Annotated in this window: 21 protein-coding genes and 5 pseudogenes; 12 read left to right on the top strand and 14 right to left on the bottom strand. The window is 42.3% G+C overall.

Going from position 1 to position 26,665, the window contains the following annotated elements; genetic code table 11:
- Positions 1-3: 3 nt before the first annotated feature.
- Positions 4-1,179, bottom strand: a complete 1,176-nt coding sequence (locus JCM14108_RS06065) for an NAD(P)-dependent malic enzyme (RefSeq protein WP_035179266.1) — start codon at positions 1,177-1,179, stop codon at positions 4-6.
- A 223-nt stretch (positions 1,180-1,402) separates the two neighbouring features.
- On the opposite strand from JCM14108_RS06065, the gene JCM14108_RS06060 reads away from it, so the two are divergent.
- Positions 1,403-2,365, top strand: a complete 963-nt coding sequence (locus tag JCM14108_RS06060; RefSeq protein WP_035179265.1) for a sugar-binding transcriptional regulator — start codon at positions 1,403-1,405, stop codon at positions 2,363-2,365.
- On the opposite strand, the gene JCM14108_RS06055 is transcribed toward JCM14108_RS06060, so the two are convergent.
- The 4 genes and pseudogenes from JCM14108_RS06055 to JCM14108_RS06040 form a co-directional block, all read right to left on the bottom strand.
- Entirely contained in the window at positions 2,362-3,147 is a 786-nt protein-coding gene (locus tag JCM14108_RS06055; protein WP_035179264.1) for an alpha/beta fold hydrolase, read from the bottom strand. The genes JCM14108_RS06060 and JCM14108_RS06055 overlap by 4 nt on opposite strands.
- Positions 3,148-3,304: 157 nt before the next feature.
- Positions 3,305-4,725 (bottom strand): annotated as a pseudogene (locus JCM14108_RS06050) (anion permease).
- A gap of 68 nt (positions 4,726-4,793) precedes the next feature.
- Positions 4,794-6,188, bottom strand: coding sequence for a flavocytochrome c (locus tag JCM14108_RS06045; protein ID WP_035179263.1), 1,395 nt, complete (start codon positions 6,186-6,188; stop codon positions 4,794-4,796).
- A 207-nt stretch (positions 6,189-6,395) separates the two neighbouring features.
- Positions 6,396-7,792 (bottom strand): annotated as a pseudogene (locus tag JCM14108_RS06040) (class II fumarate hydratase).
- Positions 7,793-8,381: 589 nt separating this feature from the next.
- Between JCM14108_RS06040 and spxB the strand changes: the two are divergent.
- A pseudogene (gene spxB / locus JCM14108_RS06035) lies at positions 8,382-10,141 on the top strand (pyruvate oxidase).
- Between the two features lie 362 nt (positions 10,142-10,503).
- Positions 10,504-11,336, top strand: a pseudogene (locus tag JCM14108_RS16090) (FAD synthetase family protein).
- On the opposite strand, the gene JCM14108_RS06025 reads toward JCM14108_RS16090, so the two are convergent.
- On the bottom strand, positions 11,337-11,714 hold the full coding sequence (locus JCM14108_RS06025) for a hypothetical protein (protein ID WP_035179262.1): 378 nt from the start codon (positions 11,712-11,714) through the stop codon (positions 11,337-11,339).
- Positions 11,715-11,984: 270 nt separating this feature from the next.
- On the opposite strand from JCM14108_RS06025, the gene JCM14108_RS06020 reads away from it, so the two are divergent.
- The gene (locus JCM14108_RS06020; RefSeq protein WP_035179261.1) at positions 11,985-12,878 is read left to right on the top strand and encodes a LysR family transcriptional regulator; all 894 of its coding nucleotides are present in this window, start codon (positions 11,985-11,987) and stop codon (positions 12,876-12,878) included.
- Between the two features lie 33 nt (positions 12,879-12,911).
- On the opposite strand, the gene JCM14108_RS06015 is transcribed toward JCM14108_RS06020, so the two are convergent.
- Positions 12,912-13,784 carry a LysR family transcriptional regulator gene (locus JCM14108_RS06015; protein WP_035179260.1) on the bottom strand — a complete coding sequence of 291 codons (873 nt, stop codon included), beginning with the start codon at positions 13,782-13,784 and terminating at the stop codon, positions 12,912-12,914.
- 133 nt (positions 13,785-13,917) lie between these two features.
- On the opposite strand from JCM14108_RS06015, the gene JCM14108_RS06010 reads away from it, so the two are divergent.
- Entirely contained in the window at positions 13,918-15,540 is a 1,623-nt protein-coding gene (locus JCM14108_RS06010) for a malolactic enzyme (protein WP_035179259.1), read from the top strand.
- 54 nt (positions 15,541-15,594) lie between these two features.
- Here JCM14108_RS06010 and JCM14108_RS06005 read toward each other — a convergent pair whose 3' ends face one another.
- Complete coding sequence (locus JCM14108_RS06005) at positions 15,595-16,380, bottom strand: CPBP family intramembrane glutamic endopeptidase (RefSeq protein ID WP_035179258.1); 786 nt, start codon at positions 16,378-16,380, stop codon at positions 15,595-15,597.
- Between the two features lie 247 nt (positions 16,381-16,627).
- On the opposite strand from JCM14108_RS06005, the gene JCM14108_RS06000 reads away from it, so the two are divergent.
- Both JCM14108_RS06000 and JCM14108_RS15830 read left to right on the top strand, forming a co-directional pair.
- On the top strand, positions 16,628-17,266 hold the full coding sequence (locus tag JCM14108_RS06000) for an NlpC/P60 family protein (RefSeq protein ID WP_272944519.1): 639 nt from the start codon (positions 16,628-16,630) through the stop codon (positions 17,264-17,266).
- A complete protein-coding gene (locus JCM14108_RS15830) occupies positions 17,263-17,457 on the top strand; it encodes an NlpC/P60 family protein (RefSeq protein WP_272944518.1) in 195 nt (64 codons plus the stop codon). Before JCM14108_RS06000 ends, JCM14108_RS15830 begins: the two co-directional genes overlap by 4 nt.
- Positions 17,458-17,551: 94 nt before the next feature.
- Here JCM14108_RS15830 and JCM14108_RS05995 read toward each other — a convergent pair whose 3' ends face one another.
- Positions 17,552-18,880, bottom strand: a complete 1,329-nt coding sequence (locus tag JCM14108_RS05995) for an MFS transporter (protein WP_237745732.1) — start codon at positions 18,878-18,880, stop codon at positions 17,552-17,554.
- A 133-nt stretch (positions 18,881-19,013) separates the two neighbouring features.
- Between JCM14108_RS05995 and JCM14108_RS05990 the strand changes: the two genes are divergently transcribed.
- Positions 19,014-19,625, top strand: a complete 612-nt coding sequence (locus JCM14108_RS05990; protein ID WP_035179256.1) for a winged helix-turn-helix domain-containing protein — start codon at positions 19,014-19,016, stop codon at positions 19,623-19,625.
- Positions 19,626-19,694: 69 nt separating this feature from the next.
- On the opposite strand, the gene JCM14108_RS05985 is transcribed toward JCM14108_RS05990, so the two are convergent.
- From JCM14108_RS05985 to JCM14108_RS05975, 3 genes are all read right to left on the bottom strand, one after another.
- Entirely contained in the window at positions 19,695-20,111 is a 417-nt protein-coding gene (locus JCM14108_RS05985; RefSeq protein WP_035179255.1) for a hypothetical protein, read from the bottom strand.
- Positions 20,112-20,188: 77 nt separating this feature from the next.
- Positions 20,189-21,013, bottom strand: a complete 825-nt coding sequence (locus JCM14108_RS05980) for a helix-turn-helix transcriptional regulator (protein ID WP_035179253.1) — start codon at positions 21,011-21,013, stop codon at positions 20,189-20,191.
- Positions 21,014-21,043: 30 nt separating this feature from the next.
- Complete coding sequence (locus JCM14108_RS05975) at positions 21,044-21,712, bottom strand: CPBP family intramembrane glutamic endopeptidase (RefSeq protein WP_035179251.1); 669 nt, start codon at positions 21,710-21,712, stop codon at positions 21,044-21,046.
- Between the two features lie 209 nt (positions 21,713-21,921).
- Between JCM14108_RS05975 and JCM14108_RS05970 the strand changes: the two genes are divergently transcribed.
- The 3 genes from JCM14108_RS05970 (at position 21,922) to JCM14108_RS05960 (ending at position 24,195) form a co-directional block, all read left to right on the top strand.
- Positions 21,922-22,428 carry a hypothetical protein gene (locus tag JCM14108_RS05970; protein ID WP_035179249.1) on the top strand — a complete coding sequence of 169 codons (507 nt, stop codon included), beginning with the start codon at positions 21,922-21,924 and terminating at the stop codon, positions 22,426-22,428.
- A 73-nt stretch (positions 22,429-22,501) separates the two neighbouring features.
- Complete coding sequence (locus JCM14108_RS05965) at positions 22,502-23,419, top strand: ABC transporter ATP-binding protein (protein ID WP_035179247.1); 918 nt, start codon at positions 22,502-22,504, stop codon at positions 23,417-23,419.
- Entirely contained in the window at positions 23,416-24,195 is a 780-nt protein-coding gene (locus JCM14108_RS05960) for a DUF2705 family protein (RefSeq protein ID WP_035179246.1), read from the top strand. Before JCM14108_RS05965 ends, JCM14108_RS05960 begins: the two co-directional genes overlap by 4 nt.
- A gap of 128 nt (positions 24,196-24,323) precedes the next feature.
- Here the strand turns inward: JCM14108_RS05960 and JCM14108_RS14305 are convergent, their stop codons facing one another.
- Positions 24,324-24,635 (bottom strand): hypothetical protein, encoded by a 312-nt coding sequence (locus tag JCM14108_RS14305; protein ID WP_035179244.1) that lies wholly within the window; start codon positions 24,633-24,635, stop codon positions 24,324-24,326.
- Between the two features lie 43 nt (positions 24,636-24,678).
- Entirely contained in the window at positions 24,679-25,572 is an 894-nt protein-coding gene (locus JCM14108_RS05950) for a Fic family protein (protein ID WP_081759860.1), read from the bottom strand.
- A 204-nt stretch (positions 25,573-25,776) separates the two neighbouring features.
- Between JCM14108_RS05950 and JCM14108_RS05945 the strand changes: the two are divergent.
- Positions 25,777-26,407, top strand: a pseudogene (locus JCM14108_RS05945) (LD-carboxypeptidase); the annotation flags it as partial.
- Between the last annotated feature and the right edge of the window lie 258 nt (positions 26,408-26,665).

Genomic DNA, 26,665 nt, shown 5'->3' with positions numbered 1-26,665 from the left:
AACTTAAACCAACTGTTTGTCTTTTCGGCGGTCAGCATCCGTGATCAATGATGAACTGACCGTTTCAACAACACCCTTATCAAAGACACCGGGGATAATTTTTTCAGCCGTTGGCGTTTTAACCATTTCAGCTAATGCTTTGGCAACAACGATTTGAAGGTCATCATCCACGTGATTGATGCCGGCAGCCAATAAGCCCCGGAAAAGACCAGGAAAGACCAAAATATTATTTACCTGGTTGGGGTATTGGCTGGAGCCTGTTGCAATTACCGCAGCACCGGCTTCTTTAGCAATGTCGGGATTAATTTCCGGCTTTGGATTGGCCAAGGCAAAAATAATTGGCGCTTGATTCATTTGGCGAACATCTGCTTTAGTCAGTACATCGGCATCGGATAACCCAATAAAAGCATCCTGACCGCTAATAATATCTGATAGTTGGCCATCCTTTAACGCTGGATTGGTTCCCAACTTGGCAGCCATTTCAAGTTGATAGGCATTGTAACGACTGTCACGTGGCGTCACAACCCCATACTTATCAACCAGGGTCAGTTTTTTAATACCAGCGTGGTATAAAAGCTTGGCAGTTGCCAATCCTGAAGCCCCAACACCGTTAACAACCACGTTTAAGGATTTCAACGACTTACCGGTGACTTTGGCAGCGTTCATTAAGGCGGCCAAAACAACGATTGCCGTTCCCTCCTGATCATCATGGTAAACCGGAATGTCTAATTCCTGAGCTAACTTTTGTTCAATTTCAAAACACCTTGGTGCGGCAATGTCTTCCAAGTGAATCCCCGCGAACGAACCCGAAAGATTCTTAACGGTCGAAACAAACTCGTCTACCGGCACTTGGTCAACTGAAAGTGGAATAGCGTTGATACCGGCCAAATCCTTATACAATAAAGCTTTTCCTTCAATTACCGGCAATCCACCGGCCGGGCCGATATTGCCCAATCCCAGCACCGCTGAACCATCACTAATTAAGGCAACTAATTTACCACTCATGGTGTACCGGTTTTTAAGTTCCGGGTTGTCAGCAATCAATTTTGATAGTACCGCAACGCCTGGGGTGTAAGCTTTCCCCAGATCTTTTCGATTTTGAACAGCTAAATCGGAATGAATGTCCAGCACACCGGTATGCAGTTCATGAAGTTTTAAAATATCCATTCTCTCACTCATAACGCGATCTCCTCTTAATTTGACATGCCGACACTAGGCCGCGCATTTAAGTTATTCATTTTCACTTAAATAGCTTACTGCATTTTTTCTAATTTATCAAATTTATAGCTATTTTTTGAAATTTTTAAAAAATGTTTTTATGATAATTTGATATTTGAAAATAAAATTTCATTATTAAAAAATATGCTATAATATTGACAATACAGCGAGGAGGAACGCCATCATGGATGTTAAACATCAGGAACTGTTAGCCAATATCGCCCAAGATTATTATCTTTCCAAGTTAACCATTACGGAGTTGTCCGATAAATATAATCTCAGTCGATACCTGGTTACGAAATCTTTAGACGAAGCCCTTTCATCCGGCTTGGTTAAAATTACCGTCAATACACCGATTACCAGAAACTTCGAACTGGAAGTCCTTTTCAAAAAAGCTTTCAATATTCGAAATGCTTTCATTATAAAAGATTCTGATACGCCAAACGACAATAACGAAAATATCATCGAATATGCTGCCGAAGAAATTCAAAATTTAATCCGCCAAAGCAGAGTTGTCGGCCTAACATGGGGGGATACAGTTCTAAGCATCATCTCCCACTTCCAGACGCAGCTTAAAGAAGATACTGTTTTCACCCAATTCGTCGGTGATAATATGAAATATAATTCATTATCCGGGGCAACGCCAATCGTTGAAAAAGCTGCCGCCAGATTTGGCTCCCCATATTTAACAATGCCAGGGCCACTTTACATTATTAATGATTCTGCCCGGTCGTCACTGAAAAGGGAACCGGCACTGTTTCCCGCCTTTAACACCGCCTCAAGAATGGACCTGCTCTTCACTGGCGTCGGAACGCTGTCTTCGGTGGATACGATTCCAGTATGGAAACAGCACCGAACGGAGATCTTTGAAGGCGTTGATTTGAATCAGGTAGCCGGTATGCTTTACGGCCGTCCGTACGATATTGACGGCAATATCTTAAACGCTGGCAAAGACAAAACTTTTGGTATCTCAATGGACAACATCATGACAACAATCCACAGGATCGGCATCGTTAAAAGTAAGTTTAAGGCCCGGGCATTATTAGGCGCGCTTCGGGGGCAGCTGTTAACTGAATTCGTCACAAATGAGGGGGTTGCCAATCGAATCCTGCAGGAAATGAATGAAACACCCAAACCAGGCGATTAACTTTTTACTTTTAAAAATGGCCATAGTGATTTCAAAAACTTGTCTGGTTGTTCGGCCATCACCAAATGACCGGCACCGGCAATGACTTTAGCATCACCTTTTTTGGCAAGTTGAGCGGTCGTTGTAGCAAAGGCCGGATCAAAATACGGCGACTGCTCACCAGCAACAACCAACAATGGCATTGTCATTTGGACAATAACATCGCGCCAATCCTGAAAGGCATGATCCACCAAAAATGGGTAGTTAAGATCAGCATCATAAGGATTCTGTTTGGCTTGCTGCTTCATTGTACTAAACGTTTCAGCATTGATTTTATGCACGGTCGCCCTGCCCATCGGAAACTTCAAATAATCAGGAAAGTTTTCCCAGGTCAACCCCTTAAAGCCAAACCGCCACGTTTTATCCGTAATCATTTTGGGGCTTTGATCAATATCAACTATTTTTAAAAACCGCCGATCATCAAATAAGGACAGATAGGCAAACAGCGTAGCGGCACCCATTGAATTGCCGATGCCGATGACGTGCTTAAGCTGCAGCTCATCCAGTAATTCCTTAACATCGAGCGCGTGCCGGCTAATTCGGCGCCCTTTGACAGTCCGTTGCGAGGCACCCTGATTACGGGCATCCAGGTTGACTACCCGAAACCCCCTTTCCAGCAGTGGTGATATAATCGGCTGGAAAACTTCCTTATAACCACCGACTCCGGATAACAGCAACACGGCAGTTCCCGAACCCTGGTCTGTATATTGAAGTTTGACCTTGTCACTTGTTATAAATTCCATAAATGAATCCTTCCGTATTACCGTTACTTCTATAGTAATCATTAAAGAATAAGGGGCCGGCGCAAAAGTTTAATTTTGTTCCAGCCCCTTTCATATAATCAAAATTCTGATTTTTAATCTACTATTTTCGATTCAACCAATATATTTCCGAACATTTTTACCAAATGCCGATCACTTTCATCCAAAGGCCGCCAATACCGATCCAAATTACCAAATACAGCAAGGCTAAAATGGCATTCAATCGCCACCAATCCGATTGCTTAACGTAACCAGAACCAAACAAGACGGTTGCCGGACCGTTGGCAAAGTGGGTGGTTGAACCAAAGATTGCGCCCGTGAAGCCCAAAATAATGGCAGCCATGACCGCCGGCGCACCGGCAGAAATCGCAACACCCAGCAATGCGGAATACATTGCCGATACATGGGCCGTGCCACTTGCAAACAGGTAATGTGAATAGAAGTAAACCAGTACCAGCACTAATAGAACCAATATCCAGCTCACACCGTGAAGGGCGGTTCCAATTGATTTGGATAACCACGGAATAACACCAAGTGTGTTTAATTCAGTAGCCATAAAAATCAGAATTGAGAACCAGAGAATTGTATTCCAGGCACCTGTTTCGTGCAGGATGTCATCCATCGTCAAAACGCCCGTCAATAACAGAAGGGTAACCGCCAGAAAAGCAACGGTTGCCGCGTCCAGCCCGATAAAGCTTGAAATGATCCACAGTACCAATGCAATCGCAAAGACACTGGCCATCATTTTTTCAGGGGTGGATGTTTTGCCCATTTTTTCCAACTCCGAATCAGCCCATTCTTTGGCATTCGGGGTTTCCTTAATCTCGGGCGGATACATTTTATAAATCAGCACGGTACAACAATCAAACTGATGAGCCCGGGAACAACCCCCGCCATAAACCAGGTCATCCACGAAATGTGCACACCCAGTGATTTGGCAAGTGTTGCCGCAACCAGGTTAGGCGCCATCGCTGTCATAAACATCCCCGACGTAATAATATCACCATGAAATTCGGAAAATACCAGAAACGAACCAATTTTCCGCCGGGTTGCGTCATCAGGCTTGGACCCATATGTGTGGGCCAGCGAATCAATGATTGGATAAACGATTCCACCAGATCGGGCCGTATTACTTGGCGTTGCCGGTGCGGTTACCAGATCAACTCCGATTAATGAATAGGCTAATCCCAGCGTTCGCTTACCAAACAGCCGAATAAACACCAGGGCAACCCGTCGGCCAAAGCCGGTTTTAATAAACCCGCGCGAAAGGAAATAGGCCATCCCAATCATCCAAACCGTACTATTACCAAATCCGGCTGTTGCTGTATCAATATCAACAATGCCCAAAAGAACCGTCACGGTCATTCCCAAAAGGGCCGTCGCACCGATTGGTAATGGCTGAGTAATACAGCCGATGATCGTTGCGACAAAAATTGCCAGCATATGCCAGCCGTTAACCGGAATACCAGCCGGCTTAAACGGCGTCAGCAGCCAGATAATCAGCCCAATTACGATTGGCCAGATAAATTTTGAGTATTTTACTTTACTTAAGTGCTGCATAAAACATTTCTCCCTTTTTAAAAAGCAAAGGCAAAGGGTTAACTTTGCTCAAAACCAGTCTATTTAAATTACTTATTAACAACATACTTATACGATTGCTCACCGGCTTGACGGCCAAAGATGACCGTCTCGGCGATTGAGTTACCGCCAATTCGGTTATTGCCATGAAGGCCGCCGGCAACTTCACCACCGGCAAACAAACCTTTGATTGGCTCGCCATCAGCTGTCAGCACTTGGGCCTTCCGGTTGATTTTGACACCGCCCATCGTGTAGTGAACGGCCGGCGCAATATGAATCGCGAAGAACGGTGCCTGAGAGATATCCCGATCCATGCCTGTTGAACGGCCAAAGTCGGCATCCTTTTTATCAGCCACAAAACCATTCCAATCAGAAACCGTTTTTTCCAAATTGGCAGGATCCACTTTGATATTTTTAGCCAATTCAGCAATGGTTTCACCGTGGACCACTAACCCGATATGATCGTAAAACTCAATTGCTTTAACATGGGAACGAATGCCGGTATCCAAAATCAAATAAGCACTCTTTTCCGGTAATTGGTTAATCGCGTTAGTAACGTTCTTTCTGGTATCCAGTTCATTAACGAACCGTTGACCTTTACCGTTAACCAAAATAGCCCCTTCGCCACGGGTAGCTTCACCGATTAAAAAGGCGTGGTCGGTATCCTGTTGGACAGTCGGATGAACCTGAATCTGATCCATATCAACCAATCCGGCACCGACTTGTCGGGCCAATTTAATTCCGTCGCCGGTAGCGCCCGGCTGATTGGTTGTGTTGTAATCAACCAAATCAGGTCGGTACTCCTTAATGATATCTTTGCTGGCACCAAAGCCACCGGCTGCCAGAACAACTGCTTTGGCATTGATCTGCTTTTGCGTGCCATCACCTAATGTTGCAGTGACACCACTAATCACACCATCAGTTTGCAATAACTTATCAACGTGAACATCGTTAAATACCGGAATCTTTTCCTTTTCAACCAATTTAAGCAATTCCGTTACCAGAAAGTTGCCAATCGGGGCCATGCTGCTTGGCCGGTGAGTTCGCTTAATTTTCATCCCACCGGTGATGGTCACGTCATCTAGATGAATGCCGTGATCAGCCAGCCAGTCGATTGCCAATGCCCCGTGGGTAGTAAAATACTGCAGCATTTCTTTATCATTTAACTCACCGCCGCCACGGTAGGTATCTTCATAAAATTCCTCATAACTATCCACAATATGGTGCTTCAACTGAACATTGGTTTCGGCAGCATTCATTCCGGACGAGGCCCGGTTGGTGTTGCCACCAAATTTATCCATCTTTTCAAAGATCACTGGATTTAATCCCAATTCATGAGCTTGAAGAGCGGCGGTCATCCCCGTTGCCCCTGATCCAATGACAACTAAATCATATTGGTCTTTTAATTCTTTAATATCAGTTGGTTGAAAGACGTATTTTGCCATTTTGCGTTTCTTTCCTCTCTGTTTTTTGCTTGTTTTAATGTGAGGGAGCGGTTTGAAAATGCCTTATAATCCGGGCATTAACCGCTTTGCTTCGCACACTACTCTAGGACTGCTACTCAAAGCAACGTTCTACATATAAGGGATCCATTTCAAAAATCCAAACCCGGGATTTCCGAAATCGATGCCTTACACTCCGGTTTATCCCGGTTAGCTCTGCACACTATCAATATTTGTCATCTTCAGCGGGTCCACCCACTCGTCGAATTGTTCCGCTGTTACTTTTCCTGACTTAATAGCTGCTTCACGCAACGTGCTGCCTGCCTTATCCGCTGCCTGGGCAATTTTGGCACTGTCATGGTAGCCGATATGTGGTGACAAAGCCGTTACCGTCATTAATGAATTATCAACCAATTCAGTCATTCGATCGGCATTCACCGTTAAGCCGTGAATCATCTTATCTGCAAACCCGGTCATGGTTCCTGCCAACAAATCAGCTGATTCCAAGAAGGCATCAATCAGCACCGGTTTGTAAACATTCATTTCAAAGTTGCCTTGCGAGGCTGCCAAATCAACAACCACATCATTTCCCATTACCCGAACGGCGGCCATCGTAACAGCCTCTGCCTGTGTCGGGTTAACTTTACCCGGCATAATTGATGAACCCGGTTCGTTGGCCGGAATATTCAATTCATCGTAGCCGGCACGCGGACCACTTGCCAAGAAGCGAACGTCATTGGCAATCTTCATTAAATCAGCAGCCAGGGTCTTCATGGCACCGTGGACAACGTTCAAGCCGGAATGAGCTGCCAAACCATCAAATTTATTAGTGTCCGCTGTAAATTTAAGACCGTATACCTGACTCATACGTTCCGCAATATCATCAGCGAAATGCGGTGCGGCATTCAAGCCGGTTCCAACAGCGGTACCACCCATTGCTAATTCAAGCAGGGTTGCGTCCAAACTCTTTAAGTAAGCCAGATCATGTTCAACCATGCTGACCCAACCGCTGACTTCTTGACCAAACGTCAATGGTGTTGCGTCTTGTAAATGAGTCCGACCGATTTTAACGGTTCGCCAATACTTCTCCTGCTTAACTTTCAATTCATCAATAAGGTGTTGTGCTGCCTTCTCCAATTTTTGAACGGCTTCACTTGCCGTAATGTTCATTGCAGTTGGAAAAATATCGTTGGAGCTTTGGCCATGGTTAACATCATCATTGGGCAGGATTTCAATACTGTCATCAATTTGGGCAGCTTTGTGAGCCACAACTTCGTTAACGTTCATGTTGGTTTGAGTTCCCGATCCAGTTTGATAAACTTTCAGCGGGAAGTCCTTGCGAAGGTCTTCATCAGATAATGCCAATAATGAATCAATTGCTTTGACAATCAAATCACTTTTATCCTGCTTAGCGCACCTTCCTCGGCATTAGCCTGGGCAGCGGCTTTCTTAATTTGAAGCAGCGCTTTGATGATCGGCAACGGCATGAATTGGCCGGTTGGGAAGTTATTTCGACTTCTCTCGGTTTGTGGCCCCCATAGTGCTTTTGCGGGAATTTCAACTGGACCCAACGTATCTTCTTCAACGCGTACATCTTTGTTTGACATAGTGATTACCTCCGCTATAAATAAAATTCAAGATAAACAATTAACATTATTAAGGCACTCAATTGTTATGAACATCACAAGAACAACCAAAAAAATAATCAGTCGGTCTAAAACGCTTTCAGTTAGCCTTCAGTGTGATAATACTATCCCGGGTAAGTTATAGTCAAATCCCTAAGAGATCATTAATTTAATTAATATGTCGAACTGGCTTTTAAAAGAGAACCTCTTTAATAGCAACATTTAGCTCGTCCATATTCCAACCAGCCGATTCAATTGCTTATTTGAAAGTACAATAAAAAATATTTATGTTTTCAACTTCTCGATTACATTTTTTAGATTAAATTTGCATTGATTTTCACAATCTTCGTTTCTTTCAACTAATTTTCATTTCACAAACTCATTTTTAATAAAATCGGCTAATCCGCTGGTCTATCAAAAGGCATTTCGTAAATCAGATCGATTTTTTACCTAATTCACGATCAAAAAAAGTAATTTTTTCCGAGTAAAGCGTTTACATTTCACAATCATAAAACTATACTTGAGTAAGTGAAGGATATTATCCAATAGAATTTTATAGGAGGCTTCATTTATGGTTGAAAAGATTAGTGGCTCTGATGCTGTATTAAAGGTGCTGGAACAGTGGGGTGTTACCAACATCTATGGCCTGCCAGGTGGTTCATTTGACTCGACCATGAACGCGATTCACAATCAAAAGAACAAAATTAATTTCATTCAGGTACGACATGAAGAGGCCGGTGCGATCGCCGCATCAGCTTCCGCAAAATTAACCGGTAAAGTCGGTGTTTGCTTCGGTTCTGCCGGTCCCGGCGCCGTCCATTTACTTAACGGTCTTTATGATGCCAAGAGTGATGGTGTTCCAGTTGTCGCTTTGGTCGCTCAGGTGCCAACCAGCAACATGAACATGGACTTCTTCCAAGCAATGGATGAAGAACCAATCTTTGATGACGTTGCCGTTTGGAACCGAACCGCAATGACAGCCGAAGCTTTACCGAGAATGACGGATGAAGCCATTCGTCAGGCTTACATGAAGCATGGCGTTGCCGTCTTAACCATCCCGAAAGATCTTGGCTGGGCTCAAATTAACGATACCTACGAACCAAACGTTAACTCACATACCGAACCGGCATATCCGGATCCGCGTCCCGAAGACGTTACCGAAGCTGTCAAGCTGATCAAGGAAGCCAAATCGCCAATGATTTACTTCGGACTGGGTGCCAAAGACGCCGCCGATGAATTAAAGGCCGCTTCCGAGAAATTCAAGATGCCGCTGGTATCATCAGTTTTGGCCAAGGGAATTATTGACGACAATTATCCGGCATACCTGGGGTCAACCGGCCGGGTTGCACCAAAACCAGGCGCTGAAATCGGCTTTAGTACCGACCTGATTCTTTGGGTAGGTAATGACGTGCCATTTAGTATCTTCCTCTTTAACAAGAAAGCTAAAGTTATTCAAATTGATATTGAAAGTGAAAAATTAGGTAAACGTCGTCACAACGATGTTTCTATGTTAGCTGATTCCAAGAAAGCTCTTCAGGCAATCTTGGATGCCGGCGAAGAAAGAAAGCCGTCTGCCTTCTATCAAGCTGCATTAGCCGACAAAACCAACTGGCTTGACTGGCAGAACAGCTTTAAGGATTCGACCGAAAAACCGGTTCGTCCAGAACCAATCTTTGATGTTATCAATCAGACAGCCAGCGATAAAGCAATCTTTGCCGTTGATGTTGGTAACGTCAACATCAATTTTGAACGCTTAATCGATATGCATGGTGATCAAAAGTGGGCTACTTCCGGGATTTACGCAACGATGGGCTTTGCATTGCCAACCTCAATTGCCGCAAAGCTTGAGTACCTGACCGTGACGTTTACAGCTTAAGTGGTGATGGTGGCTTTGCCATGCTGATGGAAGAGGTTATGACCCAAGTCAAGTATGGATTGCACGTTGTCAACGTCATCTTCAGCAACGAGACACTCGGCTATATTCAAGCCGAACAAACTGACGATACACATCAGCCATTATCCGGAGTTGATTTGCCGGACACCGATTGGCAAAAAGTTGCCGAAGGTATGGGAGCCGTCAGCTACACTGTTCGAACCAAAGATGACATGAAGCAGGCAATGGCCGAAGCTGATAAGACTGATAAACCGGTTGTCATTGATGTTAAGTTGACTCATAAGATGCCGTTGACCACCCAACACATGTTTATCGACCCGGCATGGCAGGATCAAAAGAAGATTGACGAATTCGTTAAGAAGTATCAAGCTCAAGATTTGAAGCCGTTCAGCTACTTCTTAAAAGAAGCTCAGGAAGGTCAACTGCAAACCAACTAGTAGCTGGCAGTTATCACTTCTCTCATATTTCGACCAGACAATCATGATTTAAATGTTATTTTTAAGGGGCTGAGACAAAAGTAATTTTGTCCAGCCTCTTATTTACATAATCACAATTATTACCGAGCAGAAACGTGCGCCAAAAGGCGGTTAACTTCCTGCCTCGTAACCGAACTATCCAAATATTCAAGCCCGGCATATTCGAATAGTTCGGTTACGCTCCGGAAGTTAACCGCCTTTTGTCCCACTCTTTTCGTGGTTGGATAAATTAAATTATGGTTGAGTGATTGCTTTGAATCTTTTATGATGGAACCTAAGTGTCAATCTTCGTTTTTTAAAACCATTTTGGGGAGCAGCCGATTATGCAAGTTATTTATCTCAATTCACAGCAACAATCATTTCCTTCGTCAAATCAACCGATTGTCTTGGCGCTCGGCTTTTTTGACGGTGTTCACAAAGGGCACCAATTTGTCATCCGTACCGCTCGAAAAATTGCCACGCAAAATGGCCTGACACTAGCTGTGATGACCTTCAACCGTCACGCGTCACGGATCTTTAATCACGGTCCATTGGCAACCTTTCGCTATTTGACAACCTTGAAGCAAAAAGCCGAACTGATTGAAAAGTTGGCGGCCGATATCTTATACGTCGTCGACTTTAACCGCCAATTTGCCGGCCTCTCTCCAAAAGCTTCATCGAAAACTACGTTATTGGGCTAAACGCCAAAATTGTCGTTGCCGGCTTTGACTACACCTTTGGCCGCGGGGGCACCACAACCATTGATGATATGGCGGCCATCAGTAATCATCGAATCAAAACGGTTACAGTTAAGGAATTGGATAGCCAACACTTGAAAATCAGTTCAACTCGGATTAGAAAACTAATTGGTCAGGGAAAAATCACAGAAGCTAATCAACTACTGGGACACCCCTACGAAACCACCGGTAAGCTTATCCGGGCCAAAATCGACGGCCTATCCATCGTGAATCCGTCAAGCCGCTTACAGCAACTCCCCAAAACTGGCGGCTATCTCTGTGACGTGACCATTTCAAAGCAAAAACAAAGACTGACCGTTCAGGTTCATCAACCTGAAACTAGTCAGTCATCAGCTGTTATCTATCTTAACCGAACAGCATTTCAGCACTTACCGCGGATTAACTCGCTGCCGGTTTCGATTAAGTGGCTAAGTGAATAATTAGTTATCCCTTAGCGCCTTGGCCTGCAACCAAAACGCACTGATTATACAAATATCAACAATCAGAAAAGTAAACAGTGACAAGTTTTCCGGGATGGCATGAAGCGAAAACGTTACTAACAGACCACCTGCAACTAGCATTAGCAATGAGATGACAGGTCGATTACCAGTAATCGCTTTTCGATAACGCCAGATCCAAATTAGATAAATGGCTACACTCACAATTGCCACTTGAAAAATAGATCCATTGATCATTTCCATCTTTGACTGGTGGGTCGCAAATTGAATTAACAAATTCACCCCAATACCCGATAAGAATACCAGCCAAACGGTCACAGCAGGATGCCTAGCAATAACTTTAACCAATCGATTCAACATAATACGCTGCCTCCTTCATTAAACTTACAGAAATAGTGATTAAAAAGGATGTTTTGAAATTATCATAATCAACGAATTATTAGATAACACAACATCATATTTTTATGTATATTAACATAAGTTTTTTCTTGGTGGTTATTATACACCCCCCTTTCGGATTTCAAGAAGCCGGCTGGCAGGTTGATATTTAAAGTACCTATTTATTTTTGCACTAAATTTGCCTATACTTGAAGAAGTTTTACTATTGCCAAATAAGCCGAGGTTTAGAAAATGAAATTACGTGACTTGGAATACTTTTGCTACTTATATAAAGTCGGCACGTTCACCGGCGTTGCCAAACATTTTAAGGTGGAACAGCCCACCGTTACATTGGCTATTAAACGGCTGGAAGATGCCCTTAAAACCAAATTGGCTTTTCGTGACCGCTCCAAAGGCCTTATTCAAATTACACCGGCCGGTGAAATTCTGTACCGTCATGCCAGCAACATGCTTCGAGATGCCAAGCTGGCCGACCTGGAAATCAACCATTACAACAGTAAGAAAATTCGCTTTGGCTTACCGCCAATCATCGGCTCGCTTTATTTTCCCCTGGTTATCGACGGGATTATTCAAGACCATTTGTTAGACGATTTGGAAGTTGATGAAACCGGCTCTCAGCAGCTCTTATTGGACCTGTTGGGCGGCAAGGTCGATATCGCTTTATTAGGCAGCCCACTGCCAATCCAAAACGATGCCATCAACACAACTTTTTTAACCAGTCGCCAATTCGTTATTATTTCTTCAAGAGATCATTGGTTAAATAATCGTCAGTCAATCTCTTTTTCTGAATTAAAAGATGAGCCATTTATCAGCCTAAATGGCCGGTTTATTCACTCAGAAGTTTTAAAAGTCTATTCCGATCAGGCTAAATTTCATCCCCACATTATCTTTGAAACCCAAAGCATCGAAACAATGAAACGGTTGGTTGAAAAAAATGCCGGCATTGGTGTTTTAGTAAAAGACGCGATTAGTCCGGCCGATCAATTAGCCACCACCACTTTGAGGAATCCGCTGCCCGAACGATTCAACATTTCAATTGCCACCCGAAAAGACTACTTGGCCGATGCCCATGAACAAGCCTTCATCAGTGATCTGTTCAAGCTCCAGTCCATCATCAACCATTAAAAGTAGTTCCAACCGGCATTACTTTTTTTATTTTCAAAACATTTTTAAAACATTCATGATTTTTTCCTGGGGTTCACTAAAAACCATTCCGTGACGCCATGCCAAACCAATTTTAAATAACGGCTGAGGAGAATCTGCCAGTGGTACCCGAACAATTCGCGGATCAGTGATTTTAATCGCGTTGGTCAAAAAGCCGAGTCCGATGCCCTGAGCAACCATGTTCACAATACTTTGGGCGGCATTGGTTCGAAAAACCACCGTGGGACGAATCTGGTTAACCGTTGCCAGCTGGCGAAAGACCCGGTCGTGAACAAAACTATCTTTAAATAAAATAAAGTTTTGATTTTTCAAGTCGGCAAATCCGACTTTTTTCTGTCTGGCTAATCGACTGTCAGCGGCGGTTAAAATGGTGAATGGTTGTTGGTCAATTTGTTTCACTTCAATCAGTTGGTCCGTAACTTGGCCAATATATCCCAGAAAAGAAATATCCAGAGCTCCGGTCTTTAAATCATTAAGTGCCGCAATCGACCCTTCTTCGATTGTTTGGATACTCATCAATGCTTTCGTTGATAACTGCTTGGCAATTTTGGGGAAATAATTGGTCTCAATAATTGGTGGCATACCAACTACCAAACGTTGCCGTTCACTGTTATCAATTTCCGTTTTTGCCAATCGATAATGATAGCGGATTTCTCGCGCGTGACTTAAAAGCTGTCTTCCAGTGTGCGTCAACGTAATTGCCCGATGTGGATTGCCCCGCACCAATAATTGACTGCCAAACTCCGTCTCCAGTCGCTTAATTGCCGCCGAAACGGTTGGTTGGCTCACATGATATTTCTTGGCAACGTTTGAAAAACTTTTTTCTTCTGATAGCGATACATAATATTCAACTTCTTTAATATTCATGATAGATCCCTCGTTTCAAAGCCCGAATAGACATTACTATTACCAATCATAATCGAATTAACCCTATTTGACTATAATAGAAAACGGCGATTACACTGACGACAATGATTCTAAACAGAAAGTCAGTGATTAAATGCCTACAAGAAATATTTTAAACGATCCATTTAAAAACAAGGGAACCGCTTTTACGTTAACGGAGCGCCAACAATTGGGATTAACCGGCACACTGCCACCCAAAGTTCAGACACTTGATCAACAAGCCGAACAAGTCTACGCGCAATACTCGAAAAAATCCAGTAACTTAGAAAAACGACTATTTCTAATGACCATTTTTAATGAAAATCGGGTTCTTTTCTACAAAGTCTTTAGCCAGCACGTCGCTGAATTCATGCCGATTGTTTACGATCCGACTATTGCGACAACGGTGGAAAATTACAGCCAATTATTCGTCCAGCCACAAGACGCGGCTTTTCTTTCCATCGATAATCCGGAAACTATCAAGGAAAGCTTAAAAGACGCGGCTGGCGATCGTGATATTCGACTACTGGTCGTTACCGACGGCGAAGGAATCCTTGGGATCGGTGATTGGGGAACCCAAGGTGTCGACATTACCGTGGGTAAACTAATGGTTTATACAGCGGCCGCCGGCATCAACCCGCGTCAGGTCCTACCAGTCGTCTTGGATGTTGGCACAAATAATCAGCAGCTTCTCCATGACCCACTGTACCTGGGCAACCAACATCCTCGCGTGCAGGGCGCTAAATATGATGCCTTTATTAACCAATTTGTAAAAGCAGTGGAAACATTATTTCCCAATGTTTATTTGCACTTTGAAGACTTCGGTCGCGATAATGCCGCTAATATTCTCAACCGCTTTAAGGGCAACAACCTGGTCTTCAACGATGACATTCAGGGAACCGGCATCATCGTTTTAGCCGGCATCCTTGGTGCCTTAAACATTTCCAAACAAAAGCTGACTGATCAACGCTACCTGTGCTTTGGCGCCGGAACAGCCGGAGTCGGAATTACGCAACGAATCTTTGAAGAAATGGTTAATCTCGGATTGAGTCCGCAGGAAGCTCGGAAACATTTCTATATGGTTGACAAGCAAGGACTACTGTTTGACGATATGTCCAACCTGACGCCGGAACAAAAACCATTCGCCCGTTCACGAAGCGAGTTCGACAATGCTGACGATTTAACCGATCTGCTTAGCACCGTGAAAGCAGTTCAGCCAACAATCATGGTTGGCACGTCCACTCAAGCCGGGGCGTTTACGGAAAGGGTTGTAAAAGAAATGGCGGCTCATACTGAACGACCAATTATCTTTCCAATTTCAAATCCGACTAAATTAATTGAAGCGCACGCGGACGATCTGATTAAATGGACCGATGGAAAAGCTTTGGTTGCGACCGGCATTCCATCTAAAAACGTTGACTATAACGGCGTTTCATATGAAATTGGGCAAGCCAACAATGCCTTGATTTATCCCGGGCTTGGTTTGGGTGCGATTGCCAGCACCGCCCGCGTTCTCAACGATAAGATGATTTCAGCCGCTGCTCATTCACTTGGTGGGATTATCGATGTTAAAAAGCCCGGTGCGGCCGTTCTACCACCGGTATCAAAACTGTACGAATTTTCAGAAACTGTTGCGGAAGCCGTTGCTAAGAGTGCGGTTGACCAACGGCTCAATCAACGGCCAATTGAATCAGTTGTAGACGCGATTAAAGAAACCAAGTGGGAACCAAAATATTAAGCTTAGAAATTTGTCAAGAAGCCCGGCAGGCTGGAGTTTGCCGGGCTTTTTTTGTTAACTATCAACTTGAACAGCACCGTGAGCCACCCTCGATTCATAAGCCTGGTCCGCTTTTACCAGGTAAATGATACTGGCGACAAGCAACGGCGCAAACACAGCCAGAATTATGCCCCAACTGGTGGCAGTAATGCCGGATTTTAAGCCGGCGCTGGGGAACCAATCCAGCAGGAAATGTAACAGAATGCCCCACCAAAGTGAATTAGTCGTGAAACGAAGCGCGGAGAAAAAGACGCCCAGTACAAACGCCCAAAAGATTTGTTCAAAGACGGCAGCCGGATTATTCCCCATTAAATTCACCAAGTGAAAGACGCCAAAAAGAAATGACGAGTAAACCGCGGACCGGGTCATCTTATAAGTACGGCTGTTATACTCAGCATGTACCAGAAAAGCTGAAAGAAACAACCCACGACAAATACTTTCTTCAAAGATGGCAGCTGACAGTGCAATAAGCGTATTAACCAGAAAATGCTTTGCCTGAAACACCATCACAATATGTTGCGGCACCTGCGCAAATATAAATACGATCACTAGCATCACTAAAGCAATTAGGCCCCAAATAATTAACGGCCTAGTCATAGAAAGTCGACGTGTAAATACTTTGGTCGACTTTAACGCCCAAAACGTAATCGCAAACGATAGTAACGCAAAGCCAAATTCTGCAATTGTATAATCCAGAAGCGCCGCATTATACAAATACATTGATAAAGCATTAAAAACCAGAAACAACCCAATTGCCAACGTTATCTGGCGACCCCATGACCAACGATTTTCGATTATCACCGCAACCAACCTTTCCTAACTTATACCATTTCACACCTTATTAAAGTTATTCACATTATATCCTTAGGAAAGTTATTTGAACAGGTACTAGAGCATTTAGCTACTATGGCCAACTGACTGGACGTACTTAAAAAGTGCATTAACCATGCTTTCCTAAAAAAACAAATAAGATCCATCTAAATCAATCTTTTAACCCCTTTTAACATGTTACAACTAACACCAATAAAGCCATTTGGGGGATCATTTAATGAAACATCGCAAACTTATTTTATGGGGTACAGGAATTATTGTCGTTGTCGGGATCGGCTTGGCATTTGCAAAGGCCACTTGGGATCCAAACGAAGTACCGACTTCTGTAACGGCAATTAAGCAGACAGTCGCGCCAAACCACATTTATCAAACATATCGCTTTCCATATAAACTAACTATTGTGGATAAAAGTGCCAAACTGTATTCGGCACCGGCTGGAACAAAGGGGTCTAAATATTTGGGAACCGCCGCTTCGAATCACTTAAACACTAAAATTACCGGCCAGACTCGAGACGATTTAAATCATAATCAGCGAGCCGGCTACATTAAGTTCAATCAAAATAACCATCATTATTGGGTTAGCGCCCAGCAAACCAGATTTCGTGATTTAAACGCTTTAAAGGGCCCCAATAAGCAAATTGAGACGGCTATTTCTGCCGGTTTAAAACTTGTTGGCCATTCCAAATACGATTATGGCGGTGGTCGAAATCTAACTGATATCCGGCATCACCGTTTTGACTGCTCATCATTTGTCAGATACTGTTACGGTAAGGCCGGCATCACATTAGGAAGCTGGATAGTGTCACTACTTTTACACTGGTTACAATGGGTAAGCCTGTCAGTTTTAATCAAATGAAACGGGGAGATTTATTCTTCTTCACAAATGCTAAGGGACAGGTCAACTCACATGTTGCTATTTACCTGGGCGATCATTTATTTTTGCATGACCATGGTCAATCAGATACCGGTGGTGTTGGGATTACCTCTCTGAACGCGCCCAGCTGGCGAAAAGAAAGTAATGGTACGGTACGTCGGATTGTGAACTAAACTCGGCTGTGATCATTACACGAGAAATTAAATAAGACGATCATCATTAAAAGTGACGTTCAGCCAATCCCTGAACGTCACTTTTAACTCATATTTATTTCGCTGCCACTGCCGTATCCTCACGAATATCCTTTAGCAACAAGACTAGAAGACTCAATACATAACCTAATATCGTCAAACCACTTATCATAATTATCACGGCGCCATTGAATCTACTTTGAAATAAAAACGTATACACAAGTGTTCCAATTGGCATAATTGCCGTAACCGAAGTTGTCAACGTTGAACTGACCCGCCCCAAAAGATGGGTTGGAACAGTGGTTTGCAACCGTATGTTTAGTGAGATATTCATCACCGCATTCATTAACCCGATCATAAACAAAATTATGCCACCAATTATTGCCAACTGAATTGGCTGCGTAACTAAAATAAATAACAGCCCAAGCATCGCCATCCCCGATCCCATAAGAATAACTGGCAGCAAAATTTTAACCGCGAAATGATAATCGTTAGGGATTACGGATGTCAACAAGCTGCCAACAAAGATGCCAGCTGAAAAACCGGCTTCGATATAGCCAATTGGTAGATTCCCAGCATGCAGTTGATTCGTGATGACAAAAGGCATCCCAATCGTTACTGCTGTAAAAAGAAAGTTAATCACTACCGCCATTAAGATTAAATCACGAATTAACGGGCGTTGCCGAATGTAAATCAACCCCGTTTTAAATCCTGAAAGCTGTGAGGATATTCCACGACGATGACGCATTACGTTATCGTTATTCTCCTGATAGTGAAACTGCATCAGGATTAGCAGCACCAACGCTACCATTGTCGCCACAATTTCAACAATAATAAACGTTTCAAAGCCGATCAGTGCGTATAGAGCAACTCCGATCGCAGGTGCCAAAATAGCCGAAAGGGCTGAAGCAGCCTGTGTCAATGAACTTAATAATGGAATCTTTTGATCGTTTACCAATTCGTGAACAGATGCTGCATAAGCAGTCGTATTGACATTGGTTGAAATAGCATTGACTGTAACATAACAGACCACCGGGATAAACTCACTGACCCCTTTAAATAAAGGTAAAAGAAGCGCAAAAATCACTAAACTGATTAGTCGGGTTACCAAACTGGTTACTAAAATTGTTTTATGCCGGCATTGATCCACAAGATTGCCGACCGGTATCAGAATCACTATGCCCACAAGCGGTACAATCGCAGTTTCCAAGCCAAAGCTTAACGGTGAATGAGTGTCGTGAAGTAACATCAATCCCATGGCAAGTGAGAACATGCCACCACTAAGGGAACCAACAAAATTGCTGACAACATCTTTTAAAATTTGATAATTGGATTGTCGATTTGTAATTAAAGCAACCCGATGATGCATTTTGGCTGACATGGCCATTTTATCTTCAATCATCATCAAAACCTCGATCCTAAAGTTCCAAGCGTTTTTTAAATTTATTTTATCTACTAAATAAATTTAGTTGATAAATTAAATATAGTCAATTGAGTAAACTTTGTCAAACGTTTATGATAGAAACGAGGTGAAAAAAATGGCAAAAAACACAGTTTCTAAATTAGCGAAACTCATGGCAGACGAAAAAGTTATCGCTATTTTAAGAGCTACTAAAGATAAACAGGGGCTCACATCTAAAGAAATTTCCAAAAAAGTTCACATTCCAACTAACCAACTTTATTACACCGTTAAGAAAATGACTGACGAAGGGTTATTAGAAGTGACTCAAAAGAAAAACATCAAAAATTTTCAGGAATTTTATTATTCCAGTTACCAAATGACCCACCATGATCCTCGCCTGGGCCCTGAAGATCCTGAGTTAACTAAAAAAGGCGTCAATATTTCGGCTGACTGGGTTCAAAAGCACAGCCAGGAAGTTGCTCAAATGATTTTATATCAAACACAACAATTTCTTGGTGCTATGCAGTCGGACATGGAAAAGTATACTCAAAATCCCGATATTAAAGGTATCCATTCGGGCGCTATTCATAGTACTTGGAAATTAAGCTGGGCAGAGGAACAAAAGCTTTGGCAAAAAATTATCAAGCTTATTAACAATACCGAAAAGGAAAGCCAAGGCCAACAGACTCATAATGTCCACCTGCTCGTCGAAAAGTGGGTACAAGACACTGACAAAGACGCTGAATAATACCAAAAAAAGACTTGCAGCCATTCGTTGCAAGTCTTTTTATTAATCCAGTCGTATTAAATTACCACACTACACTGTCAAAGTTTCAATGACCCGTCCCAGATTTACCAAATTTACCTTTAGCGCCTGTTTTCCAATTGGCGCTAATAATTTAAGCGGCAATTTGGTTTGAGTTGGATCGGTAAATAAGGTTTCTCGAATCTGTAACTGCCCATTACTTTCAGTTAATTCAAAAATCAGATCATAAGCTAAGCGTCCCTGACGACTGTGGTAGGTGATCTTTGCGTCGGTAGCTTCAACGGCCATTACTTCGAACTGGTTCAAAGCCTCCTTGGAACGAGTGATGGAAAAGGCACCGTCCTTTTGATCAACCGCATTGATTTCCGGAACCCATTTCAGTAACCGTGTCGGATTTACCAGAATTTGCCGAGCCTGATCTGCCTTGGCATTAACTTTAATAACATTGGTAAATAATTGTGTATTCATATTGATGAAGCCTCCTTGTATTTAATGGCTTCACTTTATCAATTTTCAATTCAAGATAAAAATCAGTATTCTGATATTTAAAATTTTTCGTAGGGCTTCTCATTGAATAATTCCGAGAAAATCTCGGATCGTCGATGAGCATCATCGGATAAGTCTTTCTGTTCTTCAATGTCTGCCGTTTTAGCCAAAAGATAATAAATATTTGCCAACATATAGTGAGAATCATGCGCTGTCGCAAAATCAATTCCCTTTACAAGCCAATTGACGACTTGGGGGTACTGTTTTAATTCAAAGTAACTCATGCCGGCCAAATAAAAAATAACATTCAGGTTTTCCTCATAGGCGGCTTTTTCAATTCCCAAAAATGCTTGGTCAAATAATTTTTCAACCGCCCGAACGTAGCCTAATTGTGCTTTGATAATCCCGGTCGAAGCCAACCCCAGCCTGGTTAATGCTGATAACTGATTGGGATGCGCGTTTGCCAATGACAATTGAAAATCTGTTTCAACGGTTTGAATATCATCTTGCAGGTGCCATTTCGATACACCTAAGTAATAGTAATAAGCCTGCATTTGTGCGTCCGTTTCAATATGATCCAACACGTCATCAGCTTGTAGAAAATCGAGCAGTTCTTGGTACCGGTGCGCGTTACACAGCCGATCCAATTTTTGATTTAAATTAGTTGTTGCACTGATATCAAAGTTGGCCGACAAGCTGATTTCGTCCAAACTAATACCCAGTCTTTTACATAGGGCCAGCAATAATTTGGCATTCGGCGTGTACTGCCCCTGCTCGATGGCCGAAAGCATCGGTTGAGAACAAATCCCCGCTGCCAATTGTTTTTGAGTCAAATGACCAGCCTTTCGAGTCTGCTTAATCATGCTGCCAAGTTCAACTGCCATTGAAACGCACCTCCAGTTATGATGTGACATTTAAATAAATAAAAAGACGGCCGTATCCCAGCCACAGTGCAGGATCGTCCCCGGCCATAAGTTGCGGGAACGATAGAAAAGCCAGCCGAACACAAATCCCAGCGGTAACACCGTTGAAACATTAGCCGCCCATCCCATCAAAGACAATCCTTCCGCCCAATAAATTGGGAAATGAATTGCTTGAAACAGTAACGTTTGAATAACAAGTGCCTTTATCGGCCTGAGCCTCGTCAATAAGAAATTACAGAAAAATCCCCGAAAAACGAATTCTTCGATCAAACCGGCTGCCAAAGTAACTGTTAAAAAGTTGCCGCCTGCTTTAGTGAACGGATGTGGTGTGACGTACAACCCATGATGTCGAAACCACATTGACAAGAATAAATATCCCCCGAGAATAACGAAAAGTAACCAAAATTCAAAGGGAAAGCGACGATTGTACAGTTGTTGTTTCGACAGCCAAAGCTGTCCTCGTGTCCGATGCAACCAAACAAACCCAAATGCCAACCAGACAACCGTTTTAATGCCGACATTGGCTAAATCATTAATCATTCCGGTGACATATTGTGTCTGAATATTCTTTAAATATTCCTGGGCAACCAACCAAACCAGCCAAAAAATCAGATAGTTGCCATAAAATGTTTTGAACGACCATTGTTTATACTTTTGCATTGAGAATACGCCTCTTAGTTTCTCTCATTATCAGCGCCTTGTCGTATTTTGTCCAGTAGTGTTTTTAACTTACTGATTAATAAAAAATAATCAGTTTTGCTTGCATCTTCGTTAATTTCGTTATACTGTATTAGTTGAATAGTACAATAATACAAATTAAAAATTCAGCCATTCAAATGATTATCGTTAAATTGGAGGAGGTCATTAAAATGATTGTTAAATCAAGGGTTATTAAACCAGCTGCTTTATTAGCTGTTTTGGCACTAATGCCGATTCTGTCCGGATGCCAAGGCGACAGCAGCCAGGCAAAATCACTCAAAACGCTCATGGCAAGTACCAAGAAGGCACAAGCAGCTTCATCCTTTAGAAAATATGACTGGGTGAAAGTTTCAAACGCTCAGGGCGAAGAAGTCGCACAAATCACGAATCGACCAGACGTTGTCTATGTTTCCGATATTGTCGGAGACGCTGCCAATGTTGACCAGGTGGGCTTGGGAAAAAAGTATCTCAGCCATGCTCACCCTCACTACCACTATACTTTTTATGATGCTGAATCCAAAGTAGCCATTCACATGACCACCTATTCAGATACCCAACACGTTCAAGTCACCAATCTGCCGATTATCCACGCGGTTCACTACAAACTGTCACCAACCAGTTATCAAAAGCTGAATCACCCATTTAAATATTTAAAGGCGGTGAAAGTAACGCCTTAGGTGGCCCTCAGGAACTTCAGTCATTCGGTTTTTAAAAAACTAATCAGCAATTAATAGAAATGAGGTCTTTCTTTTGAAGCAACCAATTTTACAAGTTCAGCAATTAAACAAGTCGTTTGGATCAAAGCAGGTGCTTCACGATATTTCATTCACGGCGCAAAAAGGACACATTATCGGCCTGGTTGGTGCAAACGGTGCCGGTAAAACAACCTTGATGAAAGCTATTTTGGGGCTAACCTCAGCACAGGGGATCATTACCATTGACGGGCATCCCAGCTCATTTGACCACCATGAAATTTTGAAAAAAGTCGGTGCGTTAATCGAATACCCGAGCATCTATCCGTTTATGACTGGCCGGGATCATCTGAAATTATTTGCCAAGGGCGCCAATCAAAGTCAAAAGATTCAATCAGTTATTCATGACATGCACCTGACAAAGTACATCGATCGAGCCGCCAAAAAATATTCACTCGGCATGAAACAAAAATTGGGAATTGCCATGGCGATCCTAAACAATCCCGAGCTGGTAATTCTTGATGAGCCGATGAATGGGCTGGATCCTCAAGCTAATAAGGAATTACGGCTATTAATCAAAGCCAAAAGCCAGGCAGGAACTACTTTTTTGATTTCCAGTCATATTTTAAGTGAACTGCAAAAAGTAGCCGATGAACTGCTGATCCTTGATCACGGTCGTATTATTCAAGAAACTACCATGAAGGCCCTTTTAGCGGCAAGCAATCACTATCTGGTCCTTTCAACCAGTGATGATGTTTTGGCCAGAAAAGTCCTGACTAATGCCGGCTATCAGTTAACCGATAACACTGAACTCAAAGTCCACGTTGGTGCCAAAGCTAATTTGGAACCAATTCTTAAAGTTTTCGAACAACATGACATTACGGTTTTGGACATTCAACATCGTGATGAAAACCTGGAAGATTCGGTTTTGAAATTATTAAATAAGGATCAACTTGAAGTGGAGGGTCAAAAATGAATACATTATTGTGGCAGGAAAGTTTTAAACTGCTAAAAAAGAAGAGTACGTATTGGGTTTCAATTATGTTGGCCGGCATTGTACTTGGGTTCGCGCTGCTCAGTAGACTATATCCAAAAGTTTTTCCGGCCAAAATGTTCTTTACATCCAGTTTTGGTGCCACAACATGGGTTGTCTTTGTGATGATCGCTGCCTGTGCGACATCTTTATCAATGGAATTTCAATACGGCACAATCAAAGAAATCATCTACCAACAATATTCCCGCAGCACAATTTTAATTAGTAAATGGCTGATAATGCTGGTTTATTCACTTTATCTCTATCTGATGACCGGCATTGCCGCGCTGCTGGGAAAGCTACTCTTTGTTAACAGCAAGTTCTCATTAACCGATATCGGTGTCTACACGCACCATCAAACCGTTTTACAGCAGTGGTTTACTAATATGGGCAGCAATTTCGTGACGTTATGGTTCGTTTTAAGCCTGGTCTTTCTATTCGCCACCCTTTTCAAAACGTCGACAACAGCCGTCACGGTTGGAATCGTAACCTTCTTTGCTTTCAACGTTGTCAGCACGCTGATGTTTCAATTAATTGCCAAATTCAACTGGCTTAAATGGAATCCGTTTAACTTTATGAACTACGCTAATCAGGTCCAGGATTCAACGCGAGATGCCCTGACCAAATTATCCGACACCCAACTACTGGTTGGCAGCCTGAGCTATACAGCACTCTTTCTTGGTATTGGGTTCTTATTCTTTCGGCGACGGAATGTCTAAGACAGTTAAATAGTTTTAAAAAAGCCGGAAATCACGTTAGTTCCTTAACATGACTTCCGGCTTTTATAGCCGATTAAATTTTATTGGTGATTTAATAAGTAATCAACTAAAAAAGGTTCCTTTCTAAGTTATAGATACCGATCATCAACCAAATGCTGCAATGGTCGCCTCTTGATTTCAGTAATAATCCCCTTTTCAGTTAATATCTTAATTTCACGCTGAACTTTATTCTTATGATACTTCTTGGAATCCTCGTCATAAAGTACCTTAATCAGCTCCGTATCTTTGATTCCCATTTCGGCGTTCTCACTAAATAACTTGGACTGCGCTAGAATATATACGATTGCCCGCTGAACCGGATCTTTAAACGATGCTAATATTTTGTGATAAGTCTCCTCAAGCTGATCAGATAATTTCCCTAAATTAACAATTACATCCATCTGCCTTCGCTGATGATTTCCATTATCTTTTGAATAAACACTGTCACATCAGCTCGATTTTCCCAGTTATCTGCTTGTTTAAATGCTTTATAATAAGCTGACTGATTGGCATGAATCGCACTTGAGACAGATAGTCCCGTGTAATGATCCAACTTACTGGCCAAATATGATGATAAAAGGTATCTACCCGTTCTGCCATTTCCATCATTGAAGGATGAATATTTTCAAACATAAAATGGGTCACGACTGCCTTTACCAAATCCTGTATCTCGTGCTGATTCATAAACTGAATCAACGGCAGTAGCTTTACTTCAATTTGCTGTTCGCTTGTCGGCGGCGTGTGAACCTTTTGACTTGATGTGCCAATATACACAGACCGCTTCCTAAATATCTTACCGTCTGGCTGCTTATTATCACTGATTTCACCACGCAACAATTCATCATAAATTTTACGAAAGTCTTGGAGCTTCCTAACCTGATAGGTTTTACCAGATAGGGCTGTATTATATAATCTAACTGTCGAAGCCAGTCGCCGATCCGGCTGACTTTTGGACGACAACTGGCCAACAACGGTCCCGATCTCTTCCTTAGTCGTTTTAACGCCTTCAATCTCATTTGTATAATAGATTTCAGAAGTTAAAAGTTTTCTAGCATAACTCATTTTTGCCACACCGGGTAGGTTTTCAGCTATTTCATCGATTCTTCGTGAATTCCTGGTGACTAGATTAATTAGTTTATTGATATCGTTTGTCTGAACAAAGAATAACGGATAATTATCAACCTGTTCATATTCCTTCTTATCCAAAACAGGATACATATCAGTTACAATCGTCGAATAACCCTTTAAGCGTCGTTGATATTCTGTCTCAACTTCAGTATCACTTTTAGAAGGGCCACTGCCGTTATATTTGTAAATCGAAAGTAGTTGGTACTCCATATTTTTTAGCTTCTTTCAATAATTAACTTTTAAGTGTTATTATACAGATTTATAATTTAAAAAACAGCTAAATATTAAAATATACACTAAATTCTAGGACTATAAATCGTTAAATAGCAAATAATTGATTTTAATCAGTCTAAAATCAATTTTAAAGGTAAAAATAACCACTTATGAATATTTGATTCAAAGGAGTAAATCATATTGATTAAACCAAGCCAGCTTCACCCGGGAGACCGGGTCGCTATCGTCAGTCTTTCCAGTGGCATTTTAGGCGAGTCAACCGCTCAACATCAGTTAGCACTAGGATTAGACCGCCCACCGGTTATTATGCCAAACGCTTTAAAAGGGGTAACCTTTTTGAAACATCACCCAAAAGCCCGGGCAGCGGACTTAAAAGCAGCATTTGCCGATGACTCGATCAAAGGAATTATTTGTGCCATTGGCGGTGATGATACTTACCGTCTACTGCCCTATTTGCTGGACGACCAGGAATTCATTCAAAACGTCAAGACATCGCCTAAATTATTTACCGGTTTCTCAGATACCACGATTAACCACCTCATGTTCTACCGTTTAGGAATGACCAGTTTTTATGGCCCAAACTTTCTAAATGACCTGGCTGAACTGAATACGGAGATGCTGCCCTATAACAAGCGTTATTTTACCCAATTTTTTTAAAAACGATTTAAGTGTTGAAATCAAATCCAGCCATACTTGGTATGAGGAACGAACTAATTTTTCATCAGCTGTTCTTGGCACTCCCCGAATTAGTCATACAGAAGATCGTGGCTATGAAGTTCTTCGAGAAACGGGAATTGTCGAGTTGACTTTATACACAAAACTATTAAAACGATCGAACCGTGGTTTAGTGTCCATTAAAGGTTATGCTAAGGTCTGTCTTATAAAATTCAATAGTAGTTTTAGTAGCTGTAGCACTTCCCCACAAAAAGCTAACAACACCCTTTTTGCTTGCATATTATCCTGCACTTTTAATTTATTTTTGAGTTTGGCTACACTTAGACGTTTCTGTATAATAAACCATGCAAGAAGTTTTAAGGGCGGTGGCTGTCTTTTCCCTTACGAGGTGATG

The organism is Lentilactobacillus farraginis DSM 18382 = JCM 14108 (genome assembly GCF_000583655.1).
Lineage (GTDB): Bacteria > Bacillota > Bacilli > Lactobacillales > Lactobacillaceae > Lentilactobacillus > Lentilactobacillus farraginis.
The sequence above is the reverse complement of the archived record's forward strand: the minus strand, read 5'-3'. Positions and strand labels throughout refer to the sequence as shown.